Here is a 22,612-nt window from a genome sequence, read left to right on the forward strand (position 1 = left end):
CAGCGATGCTGCGGTGCGCGCCGAATGGAGTTCTACGTTGCGGATCAAACTGCCCATCCTCACCCTCGCCGCGGCGCTGCTTCCGCAGAGTGCCGCCGCGTCAGGTGGCGAGAAAGCTGCGGGCAACACGCAGAACCTCGTGCCGATGGACAGCATCACCGTACCGATCGTCGATGCCGATCGCATCTCGGGCAAGCTGCGCTTCAAGCTGGTGCTGCAAGCCAGCGACGCAGCCGGCGCGGCGCGGTTGGCAGCGCAGGCCCCGCAACTGCGCGCGGTAGCAACCAGCGCCGGCAATGAATTCTCGCGCCTCTACGCCTCCCCCGCCGAAGCGGTAAACGCCGAGCAACTCGCGCACGACCTTACCGCCGCGCTGCACGGCGCCGAGCCGGCGGTCGCGCGCGCGCTGGTCGTCGAGATCTACGCGGGAAGCTGAAGGCGCGCCATCGTCAGATCGCCGCCCATTCCGCGCAAACACCCGGATCCGCCTCGCCCGCCGCGCGGGCTGTCCGCTCCGCCCCGGCCAGCGCGCCATCAAGCCGCCCAAGTGCCCACACCGCCGCGCCGCGTACAACCGGAGAAAGGTCGTCCAGCAACCGCGTCACCGGCACCACCAGCGCCGCCGAGCCGCTGTTCCCCGCCGCGATCAGGCAATTGCGCACCATCCGGTCCCGCCCGATCCGCTTGATCGGTGATCCTGCGAACACCGTGCGGAAGTCCGCATCGCTCAGGCACAGCAGATCGGCGAGCGCCGGCGCGACCAGCTCCGCGCGCGGCAGGAAAGCCCGATTGGCGGCGGCACTCTGCGCGAATTTGTTCCACGGGCAGACCGCGAGGCAATCGTCGCAACCGTAGATGCGGTTGCCGATCCCTTCACGGAACGCGACCGGGATCGGCCCGGCATGTTCGATCGTGAGATACGAGATACACCGCCGCGCATCGAGCCGATAGGGCGCAGGAAAAGCATCGGTCGGGCAAGCGCGCTGGCAGGCGTCGCATGAGCCGCAAGCGTTCCCACCCGGTGCATCGGGCACCAGATCGAGCGTGGTGTAGATCGCGCCCAGGAACAGCCAGCTTCCGCCGTCGCGACTGACGATATTGGTGTGCTTGCCCTGCCAGCCGAGTCCCGCCGCCTCGGCAAGCGGCTTCTCCATCACCGGCGCGGTATCGACGAACACCTTTACGTCCGCGCCCGGCGCCTCCGCCACCAACCAGCGCGCCAGTGCCTTCAGCGCACGCTTGACGACGTCGTGATAGTCGCTGCCCTGCGCATAGACGGAGATACGCCCGATTTGCCCCTCGTCGGCCAGCGCCAATGGGTCCGTAGCCGGTGCGTAGCTCATCCCCAAGGCGATGACGCTGCGCACCTCCGGCCACAGCGCGCCCGGACTTTCACGTTGCCCGGCCCGCTCCGCCATCCACAGCATGTCGCCGTGCATCCCCTCGGCGAGCCACGCGTGCAACCGCTCGCTCACGCGCGGCGAGATATCGGCCTGCGCGACTCCGCAGGCGGCGAAACCCAGCTCCGCCGCCTTCGCCTTCAGTCCGGCCGTTAGCTGCTTGTGTTCGCGCATCGATGCCCGCTACCACGTTGCAGCGGCGCGCGGAAACCGCGTGTGCACGGAAGGATGCAAGTGGCAGGCGATCTGGCGATCAGCGCGAGTGGGCTCGTAAAGAACTTCGGTGGCAAGCGCGTGGTCGACGGCGTCGACGTAAGCGTGCCCGGCGGCGCGATCTACGGCGTGCTCGGCCCGAACGGCGCGGGCAAGACGACGACGCTGCGCATGCTGCTCGGCATCATCGAACCCGATGGCGGCAAGCGGACCTTGCTCGGCCACAGCCACCCGCGCGATGCCAGCGACCGTGTCGGCTATCTGCCCGAGGAACGCGGGCTTTACCCCGCGATGCGCGCCAAGGATGCGATCGCCTTCATGGGGGCGCTACGCGGCCTGGACCTCAAGACCGGTCGAAAACGCGCGGTAGGATTGATGGAGAACGCCGGCCTCGGCTACGCCGCCGACACGAAGATCCGAAAGCTTTCCAAAGGCATGGCGCAGCTCGTCCAGTTGCTCGGCTCCGTGGTGCACCAGCCGGAATTGCTCGTCTTGGATGAACCGTTCTCCGGCCTGGACCCGGTCAACCAGGAGCGCCTGGAAGCACTGATCCTTGCCGAGCGGGATCGCGGCGCGACGATCGTGATGTCCACCCATGTCATGGCGCATGCCGAACGGCTGTGCGACCGTCTCGTCATCATCGCCGGCGGCAAACACCGCTTCGAGGGCACCGTCGCACAGGCGCGTGGGCTCCTGCCGATGCGCGCGCATTACGTGCCGGATCGTGATGGGCCCGACCTTGCCGCGCATCTGCCGGAAGGCGCCGTCCACGGCGACGACGGCTGGCGTTTCCCGGTGCCGGACGGCGGCGTCGAGGCGGCGCTGCGGCGGCTGATCGATGGCGGCTACGGCATCGCCGGCCTGTCGATCGAACGGCCCGGCCTGCACGATGCGTTCGTGCGGATCGTCGGCGCCGCGGCGGCAGAGGGCAAGCAGGAGACGGTGGCATGAGCGCCAATTCCAACCGCATCGTCCGCCAGACGCTGACCATCGCCCGCCGCGATTTCGTGGCGACGGTGTTCACGCCGACCTTCCTGCTGTTCCTGCTGTCTCCGGTCATCATGCTGTCGTTTGGGCTGATCGGCGGTCTCGGCGCCTCCTCGATGGCGACCAGCGCGGCGGAGAAGGCGCGGATCGTCGCGATCGTCGCGCCGCAGCAACAGGCGGCAATGCGGGCGACCGACGCGCGCTTACGCAAGTTGTTCGGCCGCTCCGATCAACCGCCGGTGCTGACCTTCGATACGCCCGGCGCGGACCCGCAGGCGCAGGCGCGCCGCGCCTTCTCCGGCGCCGGCCCGGACACCACGGCGGCGCTGTACGGCGACCTCGCTGCGCCAAAGATCCTCTACGGCGGGCAAGGACGTGGCGATTCGCGCTACCTCGCCGAGCTTGCCGAAGGCACGCTGCGCGCGGATCGCACCGGCACCGCACCGGTCAGCACCGCGACCTTCACCAGCGTGGCGCGCGCGCGCGCCTCCTCGGGCGGACATAGTCAGGCGGCGTTCTTCAGCGTGTTCGGCATCTTCTTCCTGTCGCTGCTGTTGTCCGGTCAGGCGGTCGGCACGATGGCGGAGGAACGCAACAACAAGGTGGTCGAAATCCTCGCCGCCGCCGTGCCCTTGGAGGCGGTGTTCTTCGGCAAGCTGCTCGGCATGTTCGGCTCGGCGGTGCTGTTCGTCGGCTTCTGGGGAACGCTCGCCAGCCAGATCACCGCCATTCTGCCCGCCACCATGGCAGGCGGGCTGGGCGAAATCGGCCCCGCGATCGGCCTGCCGCTGTTCGTGCCGTTGTTCTTCGCCTATTTCGCGATGGCGTACATGCTGCTCGGCGCGGTATTCCTCGGCGTCGGTGCGCAGGCGACCACCCCGCGCGAGCTCCAGATGCTGTCGCTGCCGATCACCATCGTGCAGGTGCTGATGTTCAGCCTCGCGCTGCGCGCGGCGGGCGGCCACGATGGCTGGGTAACACGCTTCGCCGAGATCTTCCCGTTCAGCTCGCCGTTTGCGATGGCAGCGCATGCCGCGAACTTCGCCGACATCTGGCCGCATCTGCTCGCGCTCGCGTGGCAGGCGTTGTGGGTCGCGATCGCGATCACGCTCGGCGCGCGCGCATTCCGGCGTGGCGTGCTGCAATCGGGTAGCGGCAGTTGGTTCAAGAGACGCAGCAAGACCGCCGTCGTCGAGGAGGGTGTAGCCTGACGCGATCGCCAGGGTTGCATCCGTGCATTGCGGCAGCCCGTACCTATATATCTGACGTCATTGGCAAAGAGGATTGCAAGCGGTGTACGATCGCAGAAGTTTCCTGACGCTCTCCGCCTCGGGTGCGGCGGCGTTCCTGTTGTTCGGATGTCGCGGCGCAGTGGCGGGTCCGCCGGAGCATTTCGCCGTGACGATGAGCGATGCGCAGTGGAAGGCGAAGCTTTCGCCCGCCGCATACAACGTGCTTCGCCACGAAGGCACCGAACGCCCGTTCACCAGCCCGCTCAACAACGAACATCGCCACGGCACCTTCGCCTGCGCCGGCTGCGCACAGGCCGCGTTTGCCTCCAAGACCAAGTTCGACAGCGGCACCGGCTGGCCCAGCTTCTGGGCGCCACTGCCGGGCGCGGTGCGGACGCGCAACGACGGCTCGCTCGGCATGTCGCGGACGGAAGTGCATTGCAGCCGGTGCGGCGGCCACCTCGGCCACGTGTTCGACGACGGCCCGCCGCCCACCGGCAAGCGCTATTGCATGAACGGCGTGGCGCTGACCTTCAAACCCGCCTGATCGCCTTCGCGAATTACGAAAACGCCCTCCTGTCGCTGCCGACGGGAGGGCGTTTTGGTAAGCCTTTGGGGGAAAGGCTTAGAAGTCGGCGGTGTTGGTCGGCGACGTGGTGGCGCTGGCCAGCGTCATCTTCGGCATATCCGTGTCGGGCTCGGCGGTGTCGCCATGGCCAGGATGATCCGAATAGATGAAGCCCTTGGTCGGGTAGGCGCTGGTGCCAAGACCGTGCTGCGGACCATACCAGACCTTGACCATGCTCCAGTCACCATTGGCCGACACGTCGACCGCGCGAACGTTGGTTTCGATACCCCCGCGACGCGACCAATTAGCGTGGGTGAGCAGAACTTCGCGATCGTTGACGACCGCGCTGACCATCGCGACATGGCCCATCCGCATGTGGCTGGTCGAGGAAAACGCGAGGACCGCGCCGACCTTCGGCGCACGGCCACGCTCGTAACGACCGGCGGCCTGCGACCACCAGGTGTTCGCATTACCGCGGATCTCAATGCCCGAAATGCTGCGGGCATAGGGAGCACACTGCCAGAACTGAGCCGCTGCCGGGGCCGCCATCGTCAGGGCGCACGTCAACACCAGCGCAAAACGCGCTGCAAGTACTTGGAATTTCATGCGACCCCCCAAAGGTCATTTGGCTTCGATGAGGCTATTGAGCAGGTCGCGGTTATAAAGAAAACCCATCTGCATCTCATCGTGGAACCTTTTAGGACGAAGCGTGTTTCACCGGCGATGACTGCCTCTCGGCACCGCGCTTCGGTGCGCTTGGCACGCGTCTGTGCTCGCCAGATCGCGGGAAACCCTGTAGAATCACGGATATGAAAGCCCTAGCGCCGGTCCTGTGCCTGCTCCTCCTCGCGTGTTCATCGCGCGGATCGTCGGGTGATGCCGATGCGATCTATAACGCTGGCGAGCAGGAGGCGCAGCTTTCCCCTGGCGTGCAGCCGGTACGGATCGGCGAGGGTGGTGCCGCGTTCGCCGCCTGCGCGGGGTCGGGCGTCGTGGTCAATCTGTCGCCGACGAATGAGTCGTATCTCTCGCTGCGCGCGGCACCCTTCACCGAGGCGAGCGAAGTCGCGCGGCTGACCAACGGAACCGCGCTGCTGCTATGCTCGCACTCGCTCGATCAGCGGTGGCAGGGGGTGGTTGTGCCGCCCGCCGGCGGCGGTGCCGCCGACTGCGGCGTCGATGCCCCGATCGCTACTGCGCGCGGTTACACCGGCCCGTGCAAATCAGGGTGGGTGTCAAGCGCGTTCGTGCAGGCGCGCGCCGGCTAAGCGCCGCCGCCGCGACGCTACCTGACCACACCCACCGCGTACGTCCGGCGCTCACGACGCTACGCATCGCCGTTGCGTACGAACCGAGGTCAGCGCGCGATGCCGCCCGCCGCCAGCACCGCCAGCGTCACCAGTTCGCTCGCGGTCGAGGTCATCGGCGCGATCTGCACGCTCTTCTCCATGCCGACCAGCATCGGCCCGATCACCGCATCGCCGCCGAGTTCGCGCAGCAGCTTGGCGGAGATGTTGGCGGATTGCAGGCCCGGCATCACCAGCACGTTGGCCGGCCCCGACAGTCGCGCGAACGGGAAGTTGGCGAGCTGCTTGGGGTTGAGCGCGACGTCCGCGGCCATCTCGCCTTCATATTCGAAGCTGACCTTGCGTTCGTCGAGCACCTTCACCGCATCGCGGATATTGTCGAGGAACACGCCGCCGGGGTTGCCGAACGTCGAATAGCTGAGGAACGCGACACGCGGCTCATGCCCCATGCGGCGCGCGACCTGCGCGGTATCCTCGGCGATGTCGGCGAGCTCGACCGCGCTCGGCCGTTCGTTGACGGTGGTGTCGGCGAGAAACACCGTGTGCGTCTGGCCGACCATCAGGTGGATGCCGAACGGCGTCCGCCCGGCGACCGGATCGATCACGCGGCGGATCTCGCGCATCGTCTGCGCATAGGTCCGCGTCGTGCCGGTGATCATCGCATCGGCCTCGCCGAGCTGGAGCAGCACGGCGCCGAAGATGTTGCGATCCTGGTTGATCATCCGCTCGCAATCACGCCGCAGGAAGCCGCGCCGCTGGAGGCGCGCGTAGAGGAAGTCGACCATGCGCGGCACCAGCGGCGAATTGCGGCTGTTGTGCAGTTCGTACGTCTCCGGATCGGTGACGCCGAGCGCGCGCAACCGGTCGGGCACGTCATCGCGGCCGACCAGCACCGGCACGCCGTAACCGCCGTCCTTGAACGCGATCGCGGCGCGCAGCACCGTCTCCTCCTCGCCTTCCGCGAACAGCACCCGCTTCGGGTGCGCGCGTGCGCCCTCATAGGCGAGCGTCAGCACCGACGTGGTCGGGTTGAGGCGTGCCTTCAGCGTCTGGCGATAGGCGTCGATATCGAGGATCGGCTTGGTCGCGACGCCCGAATCCATCGCCGCCTTGGCGACGGCGACCGGAACGATCTCCATCAGGCGTGGGTCAAACGGCGCGGGGATGATGTAATCCGGGCCGAAGCTGTGCTTGACGCCGTACGCCTGCTGCACTTCCTCCGCGACCTGCTGGCGGGCGAGCGCGGCCAGCGCCTGCGCGGCGGCAAGCTTCATCTCGTCGTTGATCGTCGTCGCACGCACGTCGAGCGCACCGCGGAAAATGAACGGGAAGCACAGCACGTTGTTGACCTGGTTCGGATAGTCCGAACGGCCGGTGGCGATGATGACGTCCGGCCGCGCGCGCTTGGCGTCGGGCGGGGTGATCTCGGGGTCGGGATTGGCCATCGCGAAGATGATCGGCCGGGGCGCCATCTTGGCGAGATATTCCGCCGGCAGAGCGCCCGCCGCCGACAGGCCGATGAATACGTCGGCGCCGTCGAGCGCCTGTTCGAGCGTGCGCGCCTCGGTGATCGCGGCATGCGCCGACTGCCACTGGTTGACGCCTTCACGGCCCTGATAGATCACGCCGCCCAGATCGCACATCACCAGATTCTCGCCCGGCAGCCCCATCGCCTTAATGAGGCCGGCGCAGGCGATCGCGGCGGCACCGGCGCCGTTAATCACCATTTTGACGGTCTTGATGTCGCGGCCGGTGAGGAACAGCGCGTTGATAAGGCCTGCGGCAGCGATGATCGCGGTGCCGTGCTGATCGTCGTGGAACACCGGGATGTTCATCCGCTCGCGCAGCGTCTGCTCGATGATGAAACACTCCGGCCCCTTGATGTCCTCAAGGTTGATGCCGCCGAAGCTCGGCTCCATCAGCTCGACCGCGTCGATAAAGCGGTCGACATCCTCGGTCTTCAATTCAAGATCGATCGAATCGACGTCGGCGAAGCGTTTGAACAGCACCGCCTTGCCTTCCATCACCGGCTTGGAGGCGAGCGCACCGAGATTGCCGAGACCCAGAATCGCGGTGCCGTTCGAGATCACCGCGACGAGATTGCCCTTTGCGGTGTAATCATAGGCCAGCGACGGATCGCGCGCGATCGCCAGCACCGGCACCGCGACGCCGGGCGAATAGGCGAGCGCGAGGTCGCGCTGCGTCGCCATCGGCTTGGAGGCGATGATCTCGATCTTGCCGGGGCGTCCTTCCGAATGGAACAGCAGGGCTTCGCGTTCGGAAAACTGGACGTTGGATTCGTTCGACATGGCGCAGGCTCTCTCCGGATGGTTCCGCCTTAGTGCCACTTGCTGGGAAAGGGAACGCCGCTATCCCAGTTTCCGCGTGTCAAAGTCTTGCCGCGCGCGATCGATCCGGTCGACGTTCGCCTCCGCCCACATCCATACGCCGCAGAACGCCTCGCTGAGGCTGTGGCCGAGGTCGGTCAGCCGGTAATCGACATGCGGCGGGATCACCGGACGGACGGTGCGGATCACCAACCCGTCGCGCTCCATCGCGCGCACCGTCTGGGTCAGCATCTTCTGGCTGATGCCGCTCACCTCCTTGGCGAGTTCGGAGAAGCGCAGCACGGGATGCTGGGTGAGCGCCTCCAGCACGATCATCGTCCATTTGTCGGCGACGCGGCCGATCACGTCGGTGACGAGCGCCTCGACGCGCGGATCGAGGTCGGGGTGGCATAACGACGCGTCCATCGGTTCCCTCGCGGTAAGTACCGCACCTTTCGGTGCTTACTTCCCATCGGTAAGCGGCACGCTACATCGTGTCCACCAAGCAAGGAGACGCAGCATGGACATCACCGGCAACACCATCCTCATCACCGGCGGCGGATCGGGCATCGGTCGCGCGCTGGCGATCGCGCTGCACCAGCGCGGCAACGCGGTGATCGTCGCGGGTCGGCGGCTCGAACCGCTCGAAGCGCTTGCCGCCGAGGTGCCGGGCATCGCGGTCGCGCAGCTCGACGTCGCCGATGCGGCGGCGATCACGCCGTTCGCGGAGAGCGTGACCGCCGCGCATCCGGCGCTCAACGTCGTGATCCACAATGCCGGCATCATGCAGGCGGAGGATCTGCTTGCCGACGACTTCGCGCTCGACACGGCGGAGGCGACGATCGCGACCAACCTGCTCGGCCCGATCCGGCTGACCGCCGCGCTGCTGCCGCACCTGCGCGCGCAGCCCAACGCCGCGATCCTGACCGTGTCATCCGGCCTCGCCTTCGTACCGATGGCGGCGACCGCCACCTATTGCGCGACCAAGGCGGCGATCCATAGCTGGAGCCAGTCTTTGCGCGCGCAACTGGAGCCGATCGGCATCGACGTGATCGAGATCGCGCCGCCCGCCGTCGCCACCGATCTGATGCCCGGCCATGCCGAGAACCCCAATTCGATGCCGCTCGAAGCCTATATCGCCGAGACAATGGCATTGCTGGAGGCGCATCCGCAGGGGCCGGAGAACACGGTGGAGCGGGTCAAGTTCCTGCGCAACGCCGAGCGCGAAGGCCGGTACGACCAGACCTTCGCGACAATCAACCAGCAGCATTGAGCCGATAGCCGCGAACCCCTATCGGCGTGGGTGTGACCGAACCCGCCGCCCCCACGCCGATGATGGCGCAGTATCTTAGCCTGAAGGCGGAGGCGCAGGATTGCCTGCTGTTCTACCGGATGGGCGATTTCTTCGAGATGTTCTTCGACGACGCGAAGATCGCCGCCGCGTGCCTCGACATCGCGCTCACCGCGCGCGGCGAGCATGGCGGGCAGGCGATCCCGATGTGCGGCGTGCCGGTTCATGCCGCCGAGAATTACCTCGCGCGGCTCATCAAGGCCGGGCACCGCGTCGCCATCGCCGAACAGACCGAGACGCCGGCCGAGGCCAAGAAGCGCGGCGGATCGAAAGCCTTGGTCGCGCGCGGCATCGTGCGTGTCGTCACCGCCGGCACCTTGACGGAAGAAGCGCTGCTCGACGCACGCGCGGCGAACTGGTGCGTGGCGATCGGGGAAGCGGGCGGCGGCGTCGCGCTAGCGGCGGCGGACGTATCGACCGGGCGGTTCGAGTTGATCGAGACGAGCGCCGCCAACCTCGCCACGGAACTCGCGCGGCTCGGGCCAGCCGAGACCATCGCCGCCGAGGACAGCGCATTCGCCGACATGGCGACATCGCTGCGGCCCAAGTCCGGGTTCGACAGCGCGCGCGGTGACGCGCGGCTGCGTGAACTCTACGGGGTCGCGACGCTCGACGGGTTCGGCCAGTTCGATCGCGCCGCACTGGCGGCGGCGGGCGGGCTGGTCGCCTATCTCGACCACACCGCCAAGGGCGCGCTGCCGTTCCTCCGGCCACCGGTGCTGCGCCAGAGCGCGGGAGCGATGGCGATCGACGCCGCCACCCGTGACAGCCTTGAACTGACCTGCACCACGGCGGGCGCGCGCAAGGGCAGCCTGCTCGATGCGGTCGATCGCACCGTCACCGGCGCGGGCGCACGCGCGCTTGCCGCCGATCTCGGCGCGCCGTTGGTGGATCGGCAAGAGATCGAGGCGCGGCTCGATCTGGTGCAGTTGCTGTGCGAGGACGGCGGCTTGCGCGAGAGCCTGCGCGCCACCTTGCGCGCGCTGCCCGATATCGGTCGCGCGCTAGGGCGGATCGCGGCGGGGCGCGGCTCCCCGCGTGATCTTGGCCAGTTGCGAGACGGGCTGAACGGGGCATGGTCGCTTGGCGAGAAGCTGGGGGGCATCGAACGGCCGCCCGCGCTGCTCGCCGATCTCGCCCCGCGCCTGCGCGGGCATGGTGCGTTGATCGACCTGTTCACGCGCGCGCTGATACCGATGCCACCGGTCGATGCGTCGGACGGCGGCTATATCGCAGCAGGTTATGACGCCGCGCTGGACGATCTGCGCGACGCCGGCGCGGGTGGCCGGCGCGCGATCGCGGCGCTGGAGGCGGACTATCGTTCACGCACCGGCATCGCCGCGCTCAAGATCAAGCACAACGGCGTCCTCGGTTATCATATCGAAGTGGCGGCGCGGGTGGCGGACACGCTGATGGCGCCGGACAGCGGCTTCACCCACCGCCAGACGCTGGCGGGCGTCGTGCGCTTCAACGCGCCCGAACTGCACGAGGTGGCGGTTAAGGTGTCGCAGGCCGGTGCCCACGCGCTGGCGGCGGAAGCGTCGCATCTGGAGGATCTGACTCACGCCGCCCTCGCCAGGCGCGAGGCCATCGCCGCCACCGCCGATGCGCTCGCCCGGCTCGACGCTTCGGCCGGGCTCGCCGAGCGCGCCTGCGAGGGTGGCTGGGTGCGGCCGACGTTGGTCGATCACGCCTGTTTCGATATCGCCGGCGGCCGGCACCCGGTGGTCGAGGATGCCTTGGCGAAGCGCGGCGACCGCTTCGTCGCCAACGATTGCCGGCTGTCGGAGGATTCGCGGCTGTGGCTAGTGACCGGCCCGAACATGGGCGGCAAATCGACGTTCCTGCGCCAGAACGCGCTGATCGCGGTGCTGGCGCAGGCGGGTGCCTATGTGCCCGCGACGTCGGCCACGCTCGGGCTGGTCGACCGGCTGTTCAGCCGCGTCGGCGCATCGGACAATCTCGCGCGCGGGCGCTCCACCTTCATGGTCGAGATGGTCGAGACCGCCGCGATCCTCGCACAGGCGACCCCACGCAGCTTCGTGATTCTCGACGAAGTGGGTCGCGGCACCTCGACCTATGATGGCCTCGCGATCGCCTGGGCGGTGGTGGAGGCGATCCATGAGGACAATCGCTGCCGCTGCCTGTTCGCGACGCATTACCACGAACTGACCCGGCTGGCGGAACGCTGCGACGCGCTGACGCTCCACCACGTCCGCGCGCGCGAGTGGAAGGGCGACCTCGTCCTGCTGCACGAGGTAAGCGAGGGGCCGGCGGATCGCAGCTACGGCCTTGCGGTGGCGCGGCTGGCGGGCCTCTCGCCCGCCACGCTGTCGCGCGCAAAGGCGGTGCTGGCGAAGCTGGAGGCGGGTCGCGCGAAGACCGGCGGCATCGCGGCGGGGCTGGACGACCTGCCGCTGTTCGCCGCTGCCCGCATCGAGGAGGCACCGCCTGCCGACACCTTGCGCGAGGCGCTCGCCGCGATCGACACCGACGCGCTCACCCCACGCGAGGCGCTGGAGCAGCTCTATCGGCTGAAAGGGCTGCTCTGAGCGCGGACGATCGGGAGATGACGCGCGCCCGCGCCTGCCCTATCTCCTGCCCATGCCCAGCCGTTTCGACTCTCTGCCGCAACGCCGCGCGATCATCGATCGACGCGCGCTCGCCGATGCGCTCGCCGCCCTGGAGGGGACCGATCCGATCGCTCTACGCGGCACCGCCACCGCCCTTCTCAAGGCCGCGCTCGACGCGGGCCGCGCGGAGATCGGCCGACGGCTGATCGAACATCCCTCACGCGGACTGGAGATCGCCGCCGCGCAGGCGTTCCTGGTCGATCAGATCGTCCGCCTGCTGCATGATTTCACCACGCAGCGGCTCTACCCGGCGCACAATCCCACCGCTGCCGAGCGGCTCACCATCATCGCGGTCGGCGGCTATGGCCGCGGCGAGATGGCGCCCTATTCGGACGTCGATATCGGCTTCCTCACCCCCTGGAAGCAGACCGCCTGGGCCGAGCGGGTAATCGAGACGATGCTGTACGCGCTGTGGGATCTCGGCCTGAAGGTCGGCCATTCCAGCCGCTCGCTCGACGAAATGGTGCGGCAGGCCAAGGCCGACGTGACGATCCGTACCGCGCTGCTGGAGGCGCGCTACGTGTGGGGCGATCAGACGCTGTATGACGAGGCCGCGCACCGCTTCAAGACCGAGGTGCAGGCCGATACGGTGCGCACCTTCATCACCGAGAAGCTCGATGAGCGCAACGCCCGCCACAAGCGGATGGGCGACACCCGCTACGCGGTCGAGCCGAACGTGAAGGAGGCCAAGGGGGGCCTACGCGACCTCCATACTTTGTTCTGGATCGGCAAATACGCCTATAACGTGTCGGAGCCGGGCGAACTGGTCGAGGCCGGGCTGCTCAGCCGCGCCGAGTACCGCCAGTTTAACCGCGCCGAGAATTTCCTGTGGGCGGTGCGCTGCCACCTGCACAGCATCGCACGCCGCGCCGAGGACCGCCTCACCTTCGACATGCAGACCGAGATCGCGCGGCGGATGCGCTTCGCCGACCGGCCGGGCAAGTCCAAGGTCGAGCGGTTCATGCAATATTACTTCATCCAGGCGAAACGCGTCGGCGACCTGACCGGGGTTTTCCTCGCGCATCTCGATGAGAAGTTCGCGGCACGCGGCAAACGCTTCGGGCTGCCGATGCTGGGTCGCCGGTCCCCGCGCAAGCTGCACGGCTTCACCGTCGATCGCGGGCGGCTGGCGATCCCCGCCGACGACTTCTTCCAGGCCGATCCGGTGCGGCTGATCGAGTTGTTCGCACTCGCCGACCTGCACGGGATGGAGGTCCACCCGCTGACAATGCGCGTCGCCGCACGCGACGCCAAGCTGGTCGACGACTTTCGCGCCGACCCACGCGCCAACGCGCTGTTCCTAGACGTGCTGACCTCCCCGCGCGATCCGGAGACGGTGCTGCGGTGGATGAACGAGGCGGGCGTGTTCGGCCGCTTCATTCCCGATTTCGGCCGCGTCGTCGCGCAGATGCAGTTCGACATGTACCACCATTACACCGTCGACGAGCATACCATCCGCGCGATCGGCCTGTTGTCGCGCATCGAGAACAAGACGCTCGACGAGGATCACCCGCTCGCCAGCGCGGTGTTCGCGCAGATCGTGTCGCGGCGCGCGCTGTACGTAGCGGTGCTGCTGCACGACATCGCCAAGGGGCGCGGCGGCGACCATTCGGTGCTGGGTGCCGAGGTCGCGCATCGGCTATGCCCGCGCTTCGGCCTCACCGAGGCTGAGACCGAGGCGGTGGCGTGGCTGGTACGTCACCATCTGCTGATGAGCGCGACCGCGTTCAAACGCGACCTGTCGGACTTCAAGACCATCCTCGATTATGCCGAGACGGTGCAGAGCGCGGAGCGGCTGCGGCTGCTGCTGCTGCTGACGGTGGTCGACATCCGTGCGGTCGGGCCGGGCGTGTGGAACAGCTGGAAGCGGCAGTTGCTGACCGCTTTGTATGAGTCCGCCGAGGAAGTGCTGCGGCTCGGGCATAAGCAGAAGGGCCGCGAGGAACGCATCGCCGCCAAACAGGCCGCGCTGTGCGAGGCGCTCGGCTGGGACGAGACGCGCTTCGCCACGCTGCTCAAGCGTATGCCCGACCCCTATTGGGTGGCCGAACCGGACGAGGTGCTCGTCCAGAACGCGCGGCTGATCGAACGCGCCGGCACGGCGCAGCTCTCGATCGACACGCGTCCCGACATCGCGCGCGGCGCGACGCTCGTCACCGTCTATGCCGCCGATCATCCCGGGCTGTTCTACCGCATCGCCGGCGCGATCAGCCTGGCCGGCGGCAACATCATCGACGCGCGCATCCACACCACCCGCGACGGCATGGCACTAGACAATTTTGTCGTACAGGACCCGGTGGGCGCGCCGTTCGATGACGAGACCCAGTTGAAGCGGCTGCGCAACGGCATCGAGGACGCGCTGGCGGCACGCGGGCGGCTGGTCGACAAGCTGCTCGCAAAACCGCTGTCCCGCCCACGTGCGTCGGCGTTTCCGATCGCGCCCAACGTGCTGATCGAGAACAAGGCGTCGAACCGCTTCACCGTGATCGAAGTGAACGCGCGCGACCGGCCGGCCCTACTGCACCAGCTTGCCCACGCGCTGTTCGATTCGAAGGTGACGATCCACTCCGCGCACGTCGCGACGTATGGAGAGCGCGCGGTCGATACCTTTTACCTGACCGATCTGACCGGGGACAAGATCGCCAGCACCACCAAGCTGCGCGGCATCGAACGGCGCCTGCTCACCGCCGCGCAAGGGGAGACGCTGCGCACGGCGGCGTGACGGGACGGTTCGCCGGCCAGGCGTTAGCCGCTCCTACACGCCGCGCTGTGGTCGACGCACACGGCGCAACCGCGCAGGCAACACATGCGTTGCCCGCCCTGCCTTTCGTTCCGAACGGCAGCAGGAGCCCGCATGGATCGCATCCGTACCGACACGCTCGACATCGCCTACACCAGCGGCGGCCCGGCGGGCGGCTTGCCCGTCCTGCTGCTACACGGCTGGCCCGATGCGCCGGACGGCTGGGCGGCGGTCACACCCGCACTCGAGGCGGCGGGCTATCGCTGGATCGCGCCGTGGCTGCGCGGCTTCGGGCCGACCCAATTCCTCGACGCGGCTGCGCCGCGCGACGGTAGCGCCGCCGCGCTCGCTCGCGATGCGCTCGATCTCGCCGATGCGCTTGGCATCGAGCGATTCGCGGTGCTTGGGCATGATTGGGGCGGGCGCACCGCCTACGCGCTGAGCGCCATCGCGCCGGAGCGGATCGCCGCCAGCGTGGTGCTGGCGATCGGCTACACGCCGCACGGCCACTTCATCGTGCCCGACTTCGCGCAGAGTGCACGCTGGTGGTACCAGTGGCTGATGACGTCTGACGCGGGCGCGGCGAAGGTCGCCGCCGATCCGATCGGCTTCGCGCGCGCGCAGTGGGACACGTGGAGCCCTCCCGGCTGGTTCGACGAGGCAAGCTTTGCGCAGGCGGCGGAGAGCTTCCGCAATCCGGACTGGGTGGCGATCACGCTGCACGGCTATCGCTACCGCTGGGGCAGCGAACCGCTCGACCCGCGCTATACCGCCGAACGCGCGGCGATCGCTGCGACCGAGCGATTGCGCGTGCCGACACTGCTGATCCAGGGTTGTGACGATCGCTGCGATCCGCCGAGCGAGTCGGAGGCACAGGCGGAGGGGTTTGCGGGCCACTACGCGCGGTTGGTGCTGGCAGGGGTTGGGCATTTTCCCGCACGAGAGGCGCCGGATGCGGTCGCCGATGCGGCCGTCGCGCATCTTCGGCGTTTTTGCTGAGAACACGTCGCGGCAAAGCCGCGCCGTCGGCCATCGCCTTGCGATGCCGGCCGAGCGGTTCGCATACGTGATTTCGCTTAGCTAAATCACGGCGAACCTGCGAAAAACCGTTAAGAGCCGCTATGGCGTTCCTTATTAAACAATATGTTAGCTTGGGGTAGAACGGTTAGAAGAGCGTTCGCCGCCGCTCTCTCAAGCGTTTTTGTGAAGCACCTTCGTTTGGTAAGCATCCGGCATGCTTGACCTCGCCTGGGATAAGCGGCGTAAGTGATACCTCTGCTGCCTTTAGCATCGCCGCACATGAGAATTGTCACGCAAATGCACGAGGGTCGGTCGCCGATCGGGATCAAACCGGCGCCACATCCTCGTAGCAGCCGGCGCGCCGCAGCTGCCGAACGATCCCGTTAAAGGGCGGCGGTGACGCCCTGTGCGCGGCCTATTTCGTTCTCCTGTGCAGCCGCATCCCAGTACAGCGCCAGCGGCCACCTCTCCGCGCAGTGCGGCAGCAGACAGGAGAGCGCCAGTCGCACATGCATCGTGTCGACACGGCCGTCGGCGCAGCGGGTAACGCCTTCACGTAGCACGAACACGGAGCAGGCGATGACGATGCGCTGGCGCCGCGACAACGCGCTCATCGGAAATCGTGCGACTTGAACCGCACGACCTCCTCCGGATCCATGCCGTCGGCGTGGGGGGGCCAGTAGCAATTGCGCGGCTCCGGGCTCCAGCCCTTGTCGCCGCGGTCCGGCGCCCCAGCATGGCGCGCACCGTCGCCACCTCCGGTGCGGTGCGGGAACGACATCTCGCCAACCCTGTGCAGCAGATCGCCATGATCGATGATCCGGTCGCAGATGACGTGGATCACCTCGCCCTCCTTCTGCACCCGGCCCTTCATCCCGATCATAGACGCCGACATCACGGTGCGGCGCTGCGCTTCAAAGCGGTCGGGCCAGAGGATGCCGTTGGCGATCCCGGTCTCGTCCTCGATGGTGATGAAGAGCACGCCCTTGGCGCTGCCAGGCTTCTGCCGGACGAGGATGATCCCGGCGACCTCGACATGGCGCCCATCGCGGATGTTGGCGAGATCCGCGCAACGGGTGACACCCCTGCGCGCGAGCTCGTCGCGGACGAAGGTCAGCGGGTGCGCACGCAGCGAGAGCTGGAGCGCGCGATAGTCCTCGATGACCTCTCGACCGTCGGTCAGCGGCCGCAATGACACGTCGGGCTCGATCCCTTCCGCGCTGATGCTGTCCGCTGCGCGGTCAGCCGCCGCGAACAGCGGCAGCGGTGCCTCGCCCAGGCCGCGCACCTTCCACAATCCCTGCCGTCGGTCGTTGCCGAAGGCGTGAAACGCATCGCCATCGGCTAGCTTTTCGATTGAAGCTCGCGGCACGCCCGACCGTTGCCAGACGTCCTCGACGCTCTCGAAAGACCCCGTGCCGCGTGCACCCACCATAGCGGCGCCGTCCTTGTTGGAGAGGCCGCGGATCTGCCGCAGGCCGAGCCGTACAGCGAGGTACTTCCCACCCGTGCGCTCGAGCGTGCAGTCCCAGCGGCTGGCGTTGACGCAAGGCGACGCCGAATTGGCCGCGGAACCGCTTCTCGCGCTCGCGGACATGATGGACGCCGAGCGCAACGGCCGCCTCTACGACGCGGGGCTGAGGACGGCCTTCGATCTGTCCCAGGTATCCTGGATCATACAGGCGCCCAATATCTCGTCAGCGCTGTCGGCGATGCTCGGACCCGATGGTGCCGCTCTCGAAGTGCTTATCGGCCAGGGCATGTCGGAGGACCTCCGTCGGCTTTCCGTGGCCGCGCAGGCAGCCGGTGCCGCGCGAGACGATCCCGCAGCGGTAGATGCGATCTACTTCGCGCTCCAGAACAACTTCGCTGCGAACAGCAAGGCGGCCGGCAGGACCCTGTTCGAGCACGCTCTCAACGTGCGGCACGGGCTGAGGATCATACCGTGACCAGACGCCCGAGACAGCGCGGGCCGCCGGGCTTCGGGCGCGGGCACACGATACGTCGCATTGCTGCGGGACATAGCGTGCTGAACAACAAGTATCGGCACGCCCGCTCCGTCGCTGGACCTTTACCTTAAGCCCTACCGCAGCGCGACAGCCGGCAATTCCTGCAATTTTCGTCATGGATTTGCGCAAAGGTTCGGCCGGGCATAGTTCGTGCTTTTACGATCGTGCGAGCCGACCGTGCAGAAACAGGTCGGTAGCAAAATCGACATGCGTGTCGAGCGATGCGTCGTCAGGCCGCCTCGAAACGCCGTAAAGCGCACGGCTTACCATTCCAGACAATGTGAGATCGAGAAAGGCGACCGCGTCGCGTTGCGGCGATGCGCAATCCAGCGTTCCCGCCCGGGTCCACGTTTCAAGGCGTGCAGACAGAACCGCTTCGATTGGATCGACTGCAAGGCTGCGGTAGATGTCTGCGACTTCCGGAAAAGCCTCACCTTCGGCAATTGCCATGCGGCCGACGAAAATATTGTCCTCTCCCAAAATCCACCGCAGTGCCATGCCGCCGAACCCGCGCAGCCACTCTGCCGGCACCTCGCTGTCAATATGCTGCCAGTCGATTTCACTGCTCCAGCGTGCGGCAATGCGCGCTACGACCGCCTGAAACATCTCCCGCTTGGTAGGATAATGCCGGAACATCGTCGGCTTGGACCCGCCGAACAGTTCCAAAATCCGGTTGGTGCTGGCGCCTGCATAGCCCGCCGCCATGAACTCCGCCTGCGCGGCATCGAGAATGCGCGCTTTCACGACTTCCGGTTTACGACTGATCGCCGCTTTTTTTGGAACGCTCATTCTGCTATCTAAACCTTCTGGTGTCGATTCGATAAGAACTGGGAGAGTGGCGATGGCGGACTACGTACGCAACCTTTGGTACATGGCGGCTTGGGAAGAAGAGGTCGTCGGCGATGCACGGCTGCCGCGGACGTTGCTCGACGAGCCGATGCTGATCTACCGCAAGGAAGATGGCGGCTATGTGATGATGTCAGATCGCTGCCCGCACCGCCTTGCTCCGCTGCACAAGGGGCAACGCAGTGGCGACACGATCGCCTGCCCGTATCATGGCCTTGAGTTCAACGCGGCGGGGCAGTGCACGCGCAATCCGTTTTCGGACCTGATCCCGCCACATGCGCGTGTGAAGACCTATCCGGCGGTCGGCCGCTATGGCGTGATCTGGTTCTGGCCCGGCGACGCCGATCAGGCCGACGATAGCCTGATCCCGAATTTCGCCGCGCTCGATGACCCCAAGCCGATCGTGCGCGGGCGCATGAACTTCGGCGCCAATTACGAGATCATCAGCGACAACCTGCTCGACCTCAGCCACGTCGAATTCATCCATCCCGAAAGCTTCCGCACCGAGGGTAAGATCTTCGCCGGCCAGTACGACGCCGAGGAGACGGCGGACGGCGCGATCTGGTCGCGATGGTCGATGTTCAATACGATTCGCCCCGCGTGGCTGGAGCATCTGCCGGCGAACACGCGACTGGACGAATGGATCGACATGCGCTGGCACGCGCCCGCATTGATGCTGCTACATATCGGCTTCACCCACGCCGGCACGCCGCGCGAAGCCGCGCCGTTCCCCGGTATGATCAACCCGCACATCATCACCCCCGAAACCGCGACCAGCTCGCATTATTTCTATACCCGCGACCCTGGAGACGAAAGCGAAGCGCTCGCCAATCAGGTGTTCGAGGATGAAGACCGCCCGATGTTGGAATGGATTCAGCGGACGATGGGCGACAGGGATTTCTGGGACTGGAAGCCCGTTATCCTCAACGTCGACGCTGCCGGCATCCGCGCTCGCCGACGTCTGATGAAGCTCCGTCGCGCGGAACAGGCCGGCGCCGAACCGCTCGCGGCGGAATAGCAGCGGTGGCCACCATGACGAATTCACCGCCCAACAAACACGGCGCGACGGGCGGCGCAGCGCCACGTCCGCTGACATGGTCAGAAAAACTCGGATACGGGGCGGGGGAGGTCGGCGCAAACCTCGGATGGACGTTCGTCACCGGTTTCCTGCTGGTCTATTATACCGATGTCGCGCTGCTGCCGGTCGCGGCACTCGGCACGCTGATGTTGGTGACGCGGACGTTGGACGCGGTATTCGATCCGATCGTCGGTCTGATCGTGGATCGATCGAGCAGCCGCTGGGGAAAGGCGCGGCCGTTCCTCTTGTTCGCGTGCATACCGTTCGCGATCGGCCTGGTGCTAACCTTTACCGTCCCCGCCGCCTCGCTCGGTACCAAACTGCTGTATGCGTACGGCACGTTCACCCTGCTGGGGTTGCTGTATTCGCTCGTGTACGTGCCTTACAACGCACTGATGCCGTTGATTACGGCGGAGCAAAAGGAGCGCGTGCAACTCGGCAGCATCCGCGCGGTCGCCGGATCACTGGGTTCGATCGTCGTATATGGCGCGACGCTGCCGATCGTGACGGCGGCTGGTGGCGCGGAGAAGGGTGGCTTCGGTACTGCTGCGGCGGTCATGGCCGGCGCGATGGTGCTGTTGATGTTGGCAACATTCCTGTCGTGCCGGGAGCGGCCGGCCCTCGATACTGGGCAACCCGCTACTTCGCTGCGCGTCTCGCTGGCGCGGATGTTCGGCAATCGGGCATGGCGACGGGCGTTCGGATCGGCGGTGCTGTTGTTCGTGCGGATCAGTGTCACGGTCGCCAGCCTGATCTATTTTGCAAAGGACGTGCTGCGACAACCGCAGCTGATCGGCATACTACTGCCGCTGCTGTCGGTGGCGATCCTTGTGGGCGGCGCGCTGGCCGGACCGGTTTTTCAGAAATGGGGCGTGCGCACTGCCAATATAGCGAGTTTGGGCATGGCGCTGGTTCTGCTCGGCGTAAGCTATGCCGTACAGGGTTCGGCTCAGGCATTCACTGCGGCGTTTCTACTCTGTAACGTCTGGAGCGGCTTTCAGAGCACCGCGATCTTCGTCAACATCGCAGATGCCGCCGAGGGACAGGCGCTACGCTTCGGCACGCGCGATGACGGGCTTCTGGTCGCCAGCGTCAGCTTCGGCGTGAAGATCGGGCTCGCGTTGGGCAGCGCACTGACGGCCTATGTCTTGGGTTGGACGGGCTATGTGCCTGGCGATGTGAGCGAGGGCGTTCGATCCGCGATTACTTGGCTGTTCTATGGCGGCCCGGCGCTTGCGATCAGCCTCAACATACTGCTGCTCACCGGCAAGCAGTCTGATGCTTGAAACACGCTTTTGATCAGGCGGCAGGTTGCAGGCAGAATGTCTTCGTGTCCGAACGCCCGATAATGGGCGCCTGCGGAAGGTCCGGTATTGGTCGGCTGACGTAGAGTAGCTGCCTTTCCCCTGCCCTCCGGCGCAACGGACCCAGTTGCAGACATTGGCGGCACGATTTTCGCTTTTCAATTCCGGTCGCCCGTTCATGTCACTTGAACGTCCGGAATCAAGCATTCTAAAAACCAGCACGGAACGGCTTGAGGTGGCGGAGATAAAACTTGGCCTGAAAGGCCGGCCTTAGAATACCGACGGCAACCGTGCCGCCGATAACGTGACACCAAGGACATGTGCGATCGAAGGTGCGACGGCGCGCATGTCGATGACACCGAGATCGCCATGGCGGGTCAAGGAAGGCCCAGCGACGATCAACGTCGAACGCATCGCAGGCACATCGGGAAGATAACCGTGCATTCCTTTGTAGACGGAAGGCTGGGCAAGCGGCGCGGCCGGGTCACGGCCGGTTTCGTACCCCGGTTGCATTGCAATCATGAAGGCGGCCTCGCCGGGGCCGCCGCGGCGGTGCGTCTCGTCTGCGTCGAGCACCTGCGCGATGTGATAGCGTGGATCGGCCGCCAGCCGCCTGACGAGTGTCGCGACGCGCGCCCGCGTCACTGCATCCTCGGGATGGGCGAGGACAATGGTTGCGGTGCCTCCTGCAATCCATGGCTCTGCCTGCCACGACTCGACCTTGCCCTCCTTTCCGATCGTGATCAGCCCCGCTTCCACGAAGGGCGCGAATAGATTGATGTCTGTCGCGACGGGAAGAAAGCCATGGTCCGATACGACCACTATCGTCACATCCGGCATCGCAGCGCGCGCGGAGGCGACGAGCGCGCCGACCAGCGTATCGGTACGTCCGATGGTCGCGTTCGCCGCAGGCGACCCCGGGCCGCTGCGATGCTCTTCATGATCGATCCCGGCCAAGTAGATCGTGGTGAAAGCCGGACGATCGGCGAGGATTGCCTGCGCGAATTTAACACGCACAGCGTCGCCGTCGACACTTTCATCGATGCCTGGTTCGTACGTGCCGAGCGTTGCCTCCAACCGGTTGAGAAGTCCCGGCGTCGCAAGCGCGTTCATCAGTTTCGCGTCGTCTGGCATGCCCGTCCGCCAGATTTGGGGCAGATTTTCATCGATCCCCGATGCGCCGACGGTGACCGGCCAATGAATACTGGCGGTACGCAGACCAGCCTGGTGCGCAGCCTGCCACAGTGTCGTCACGCGAATGTCGCTGCCGTACCAGTACCAGCCTTGCTGGTTCTTCGCCTGCGGATCAAAGGTCAAGTTATTGGAGATGCCGTGTTCGAGCGGCGCCACCCCGGTGATGAGAGTGGTGTGGCTAGGGTATGTCAGGGTCGGCAGGACGCCAATGACGCCTTCAGCGTGCGCACCCTCGGCGAGCAGGGCTCGCAAATGCGGCACCTTGATCCCACGTGCCTCAGCTTGCGTCACATCGTCGGGCCGAAGCCCGTCGAGCGAAATCATTACCACCGGCGACGCGTGCGCGGTGCTGGCTGACCACAGCAGCGAGGCCAATATCCACGTCCATTTGGGTCGGAACATC

At 66.4% G+C, this 22,612-nt stretch carries 19 protein-coding genes and 1 pseudogene; 12 read left to right on the forward strand and 8 right to left on the reverse strand.

Going from position 1 to position 22,612, the window contains the following annotated elements; translation table 11 throughout:
- The first annotated feature begins 37 nt into the window (after positions 1 to 37).
- A complete protein-coding gene (locus L8F97_RS17885) occupies positions 38 to 436 on the forward strand; it encodes a hypothetical protein (RefSeq protein ID WP_242153367.1) in 399 nt (132 codons plus the stop codon).
- 13 nt (positions 437 to 449) lie between these two features.
- Here the strand turns inward: L8F97_RS17885 and queG are convergent, their stop codons facing one another.
- Positions 450 to 1,574 carry a tRNA epoxyqueuosine(34) reductase QueG gene (queG, locus tag L8F97_RS17890; RefSeq protein ID WP_242153370.1) on the reverse strand — a complete coding sequence of 375 codons (1,125 nt, stop codon included), beginning with the start codon at positions 1,572 to 1,574 and terminating at the stop codon, positions 450 to 452.
- A 54-nt stretch (positions 1,575 to 1,628) separates the two neighbouring features.
- On the opposite strand from queG, the gene L8F97_RS17895 reads away from it, so the two are divergent.
- From L8F97_RS17895 to msrB, 3 genes are all read left to right on the forward strand, one after another.
- Positions 1,629 to 2,564 carry an ABC transporter ATP-binding protein gene (locus L8F97_RS17895; protein ID WP_409929060.1) on the forward strand — a complete coding sequence of 312 codons (936 nt, stop codon included), beginning with the start codon at positions 1,629 to 1,631 and terminating at the stop codon, positions 2,562 to 2,564.
- The gene (locus L8F97_RS17900; RefSeq protein WP_242153375.1) at positions 2,561 to 3,811 is read left to right on the forward strand and encodes an ABC transporter permease; all 1,251 of its coding nucleotides are present in this window, start codon (positions 2,561 to 2,563) and stop codon (positions 3,809 to 3,811) included. Before L8F97_RS17895 ends, L8F97_RS17900 begins: the two co-directional genes overlap by 4 nt.
- Positions 3,812 to 3,893: 82 nt before the next feature.
- Entirely contained in the window at positions 3,894 to 4,379 is a 486-nt protein-coding gene (msrB, locus tag L8F97_RS17905) for a peptide-methionine (R)-S-oxide reductase MsrB (RefSeq protein ID WP_242153379.1), read from the forward strand.
- Between the two features lie 78 nt (positions 4,380 to 4,457).
- On the opposite strand, the gene L8F97_RS17910 is transcribed toward msrB, so the two are convergent.
- On the reverse strand, positions 4,458 to 5,006 hold the full coding sequence (locus L8F97_RS17910) for a CHAP domain-containing protein (protein WP_242153382.1): 549 nt from the start codon (positions 5,004 to 5,006) through the stop codon (positions 4,458 to 4,460).
- A 203-nt stretch (positions 5,007 to 5,209) separates the two neighbouring features.
- On the opposite strand from L8F97_RS17910, the gene L8F97_RS17915 reads away from it, so the two are divergent.
- Positions 5,210 to 5,668: a hypothetical protein gene (locus L8F97_RS17915; protein WP_242153385.1), complete on the forward strand. Its 459-nt coding sequence runs from the start codon at positions 5,210 to 5,212 to the stop codon at positions 5,666 to 5,668.
- Between the two features lie 89 nt (positions 5,669 to 5,757).
- Here the strand turns inward: L8F97_RS17915 and L8F97_RS17920 are convergent, their stop codons facing one another.
- Both L8F97_RS17920 and L8F97_RS17925 read right to left on the reverse strand, forming a co-directional pair.
- Positions 5,758 to 8,016, reverse strand: a complete 2,259-nt coding sequence (locus L8F97_RS17920; protein WP_242153388.1) for an NADP-dependent malic enzyme — start codon at positions 8,014 to 8,016, stop codon at positions 5,758 to 5,760.
- Between the two features lie 60 nt (positions 8,017 to 8,076).
- Positions 8,077 to 8,460 (reverse strand): winged helix-turn-helix transcriptional regulator, encoded by a 384-nt coding sequence (locus tag L8F97_RS17925; RefSeq protein WP_242153391.1) that lies wholly within the window; start codon positions 8,458 to 8,460, stop codon positions 8,077 to 8,079.
- A gap of 94 nt (positions 8,461 to 8,554) precedes the next feature.
- Here L8F97_RS17925 and L8F97_RS17930 point away from each other — a divergent pair, with 94 nt between their 5' ends.
- The 4 genes from L8F97_RS17930 to L8F97_RS17945 all read left to right on the forward strand — a co-directional run bounded on the left by L8F97_RS17930 (position 8,555) and on the right by L8F97_RS17945 (position 15,757).
- Positions 8,555 to 9,307, forward strand: a complete 753-nt coding sequence (locus L8F97_RS17930) for an SDR family oxidoreductase (protein WP_242153394.1) — start codon at positions 8,555 to 8,557, stop codon at positions 9,305 to 9,307.
- Between the two features lie 59 nt (positions 9,308 to 9,366).
- Positions 9,367 to 11,937 (forward strand): DNA mismatch repair protein MutS, encoded by a 2,571-nt coding sequence (gene mutS, locus L8F97_RS17935; protein ID WP_242153457.1) that lies wholly within the window; start codon positions 9,367 to 9,369, stop codon positions 11,935 to 11,937.
- 52 nt (positions 11,938 to 11,989) lie between these two features.
- Complete coding sequence (locus L8F97_RS17940) at positions 11,990 to 14,740, forward strand: [protein-PII] uridylyltransferase (RefSeq protein ID WP_242153397.1); 2,751 nt, start codon at positions 11,990 to 11,992, stop codon at positions 14,738 to 14,740.
- 132 nt (positions 14,741 to 14,872) lie between these two features.
- On the forward strand, positions 14,873 to 15,757 hold the full coding sequence (locus L8F97_RS17945; RefSeq protein WP_242153400.1) for an alpha/beta fold hydrolase: 885 nt from the start codon (positions 14,873 to 14,875) through the stop codon (positions 15,755 to 15,757).
- 404 nt (positions 15,758 to 16,161) lie between these two features.
- Here L8F97_RS17945 and L8F97_RS17950 read toward each other — a convergent pair whose 3' ends face one another.
- Positions 16,162 to 16,392 carry a hypothetical protein gene (locus tag L8F97_RS17950; RefSeq protein WP_242153403.1) on the reverse strand — a complete coding sequence of 77 codons (231 nt, stop codon included), beginning with the start codon at positions 16,390 to 16,392 and terminating at the stop codon, positions 16,162 to 16,164.
- Positions 16,389 to 17,330: pseudogene (locus tag L8F97_RS17955) on the reverse strand (OB-fold nucleic acid binding domain-containing protein); the annotation flags it as partial. The gene L8F97_RS17950 and the pseudogene L8F97_RS17955, both read right to left, overlap by 4 nt.
- Positions 17,331 to 17,373: 43 nt before the next feature.
- Between L8F97_RS17955 and L8F97_RS17960 the strand changes: the two are divergent.
- Positions 17,374 to 17,727 carry a hypothetical protein gene (locus L8F97_RS17960; protein ID WP_242153407.1) on the forward strand — a complete coding sequence of 118 codons (354 nt, stop codon included), beginning with the start codon at positions 17,374 to 17,376 and terminating at the stop codon, positions 17,725 to 17,727.
- 216 nt (positions 17,728 to 17,943) lie between these two features.
- Here L8F97_RS17960 and L8F97_RS17965 read toward each other — a convergent pair whose 3' ends face one another.
- On the reverse strand, positions 17,944 to 18,576 hold the full coding sequence (locus L8F97_RS17965; RefSeq protein WP_267389621.1) for a TetR/AcrR family transcriptional regulator: 633 nt from the start codon (positions 18,574 to 18,576) through the stop codon (positions 17,944 to 17,946).
- 52 nt (positions 18,577 to 18,628) lie between these two features.
- Between L8F97_RS17965 and L8F97_RS17970 the strand changes: the two genes are divergently transcribed.
- On the forward strand, positions 18,629 to 19,651 hold the full coding sequence (locus tag L8F97_RS17970) for an aromatic ring-hydroxylating dioxygenase subunit alpha (RefSeq protein WP_242153412.1): 1,023 nt from the start codon (positions 18,629 to 18,631) through the stop codon (positions 19,649 to 19,651).
- Positions 19,652 to 19,665: 14 nt separating this feature from the next.
- Complete coding sequence (locus L8F97_RS17975; RefSeq protein WP_242153415.1) at positions 19,666 to 20,997, forward strand: MFS transporter; 1,332 nt, start codon at positions 19,666 to 19,668, stop codon at positions 20,995 to 20,997.
- A gap of 288 nt (positions 20,998 to 21,285) precedes the next feature.
- Here L8F97_RS17975 and L8F97_RS17980 read toward each other — a convergent pair whose 3' ends face one another.
- Entirely contained in the window at positions 21,286 to 22,611 is a 1,326-nt protein-coding gene (locus L8F97_RS17980; protein WP_242153418.1) for an alkaline phosphatase family protein, read from the reverse strand.
- Between the last annotated feature and the right edge of the window lies 1 nt (position 22,612).

The sequence above is a fragment of the Sphingomonas sp. BAUL-RG-20F-R05-02 genome, from assembly GCF_022662305.1.
Classification (GTDB): Bacteria; Pseudomonadota; Alphaproteobacteria; order Sphingomonadales; family Sphingomonadaceae; genus Sphingomonas.